This window comes from Micromonospora maritima (assembly GCF_902825405.1).
In the GTDB taxonomy this organism is placed as follows: Bacteria; Actinomycetota; Actinomycetes; order Mycobacteriales; family Micromonosporaceae; genus Micromonospora; species Micromonospora maritima.
The window spans coordinates 1-2,310 of the sequence record NZ_CADEAU010000700.1 but is presented as its reverse complement, the minus strand read 5'-3'; the positions used below and the strand labels follow the sequence as shown (position 1 = coordinate 2,310).

At 75.8% G+C, this 2,310-nt stretch carries 1 protein-coding gene and 1 pseudogene; both read left to right on the top strand.

Features of this window, described 5'->3' with window-relative positions:
- Nucleotides 1-631: 631 nt before the first annotated feature.
- Nucleotides 632-2,017, top strand: coding sequence for an AMP-binding protein (locus tag HUW36_RS31235; protein WP_174531362.1), 1,386 nt, complete (start codon nt 632-634; stop codon nt 2,015-2,017).
- Between the two features lie 51 nt (nt 2,018-2,068).
- A pseudogene (locus HUW36_RS31230) lies at nt 2,069-2,310 on the top strand (4'-phosphopantetheinyl transferase); the annotation flags it as partial.

Sequence of the window (2,310 nt, the reverse complement as noted above, 5' to 3'; positions counted from 1 at the left end):
GTGCTCTTCCGATCTCGGCGTGGCGCCGGCCGGCGGGCGGGCGGGGTGGGTGTCGCCGCGGCGCCGGCATTGACCGATTGCCGCTCCGACGCTTCCCGGGGCGATTTCCGGCGCGCCCGGGGTCAGTTTCCGACCCTCGCCCCACTTGCCCGTTTCGGTCGGTCTGGAAGCCCTTTGGCGCAACTTGTTGTTAAAGAAGAAATTCGCCGATGAACGTCGGACGAAAGGTGGTCCGGCGGATCGGGAACTGCGCAAGAATGGAGCGCGGAATGGTAATCGCCGGTGTGTGGCGAAGGCGCGGGAGACCGAGGTGAACGATTCGGTGCGCGCCGATTCCGGAGTGCGTGGGGAAGCCTGCCAATCAACGCGAATCGGTTTCATCCGATGGGGGCGTCCGCCTTCCCACCTGCCGGTCCGTCCCCGGACGTCACCGGCCGGGGACGGGTGCCCGAGCCGGTGCTAGGGGTTGTCTACCGCCGGTCGGACGCCTAATTTCGGACTGTCCGCCGTGGTCGGCGGGCGCCAATCCGCCGCACCGACGGGGAGAGCGGCCACGGGCCGTGCGCGTCCGGGACGTGAAGGGTTCGTGCGTGATCTGCCAACCACCACCGAGGCACCGGGGTCGGGTCGGATGACGCTCCTGCCCGGGCTGCGGGGGTCCGGCGCGGACCGTTCCGACGCGCTCCGGGTGGCCGGCCGGACGCTCTCCGCCGAGAACCTGCTCGGCTGCGCGAACGCGGTCGCCGACCGGATCCGGGGCGCCCGCGCGGCGGCGGTCGAGGCCCGGCCCAGCCTGGAGTGCATGGTGTCGATGGTGGGCGCGGTGCAGGCCGGCGTGCCGCTGGTACCGCTGCCGCCGGGCGCCGACGCCGACGAGCGCCGGCGGATCCTGCGGGAGTCCCGGGCCGACGTGCTGCTCGGCGCCGCCGCCGGCGGCGAACTCCCCGTGGTCCCGGTGGACCTGCGGGAACGGTCCTGGGCCACGCATCCCGAGCCGGGTCCGGCCAGCGACGCGGTGATCCTCTACACCGGAGGCGCCGGCGGGCCGTCGCGGGGCGTGCGCATCTCCCACCGGGCGATCGCGGCCGACCTCGACCTGCTCGCCGCCGCCTGGCGGTGGAGCGCCGAGGACGTCCTGGTCCAGGGCGCGCCGCTGTTCCGCGCGTACGGCCTGGTCGTCGGCCTGCTGGGCGCGCTGCGGGTGGGCAGCCGCTTCGTCCACCTGGACCGGCACGCCGCCGCCGGCCCGGCCGGCACCATCTACCTCGCGCTGCCCCGGCAGTGGGCGCACATCGCCCGGGACGTGCCGACGGCCCGGACGCTGTCCGGGGCGCGCATGCTCGTCTCCGGCGACGCGCCGCTCGCCCCCGCCGTGGGGGAGCGGCTGCGGCTGCTCACCTCGCACCGCCCGGTGGAGGGATACGGCACCACGGAGACCCTCGTCGTGCTCACCGGCCCGGCCGGCACCGGCGGCATCGCGCTTCCCGGGGTGCAGACCCGGGTGCTGGCCCGGGACGGCCGGCCGGTGCCCGCCGACGGCGACTCGGTGGGGGAGCTCAGCATCCGCAGTCCCACGCTCTTCAGCGGGTACGTCGACCGGCCCGGATCCCCGCCCCCCACCGGTGACTGGCACGCCACCGGAGACCTGGCCACCGTGGACGCCGCGGGCGGACACCGGATCCTCGGCCGCGGCGGCACCGACGTGGTGAGCTGCGGCGACCGGCGGGTGCCCGCCCGCGAGGTCGAGGAGGTGCTGCTCACCCACCCCGGGGTGTACGACGTCGCGGTGGTCGGCGCCCCGCACCGCACCCGGGGCGAGCAGGTCGTCGCGTACGTCGTCGCGGCGGCCGGGTTGACCGCGCAGGCGCTCGTCGACCATGTCGGGCGGATGCTGTCGGCGGCGGCCCGCCCCCGCCGGGTCCACTTCGTCGACGAACTCCCGCGCAGCGCGCTGGGGCGGGTGCGCAAGTCCCTGCTCGTCCGCCGCGGCGGATCCGGCCCCGTAGCCGACCCCTAACGACGGGCCGCGGGCGGGCCGTGCCGCGCGCTGGCCGCCTAGCCTCCTGGTGTGATCGAACGGATCCTGCCGCCGGCGGTGGTGGTGGAGGAGTGCTTCACCGACCCCGCCGGGCTGCGCCCGCACCCCGACGAGGAGCCGGCCGTCGCCGGCGCGGTGCCGAAGCGCCGCCAGGAGTTCACCACGGTCCGGCACTGCGCCCGCAGGGCGCTGAGGGCGGCGACCTGCGCCAGGCGCGCAGCACCGCCCGCGCCGCCCGGGACCTCGCGGAGGAATGCGGCCTACCCGCGTTG

Excerpts from the sequence above, each read along its gene's own strand:
- HUW36_RS31235 (WP_174531362.1), top strand. The coding sequence starts at position 632 with ATGACGCTCCTGCCCGGGCTGCGGGGGTCCGGCGCGGACCGTTCCGAC.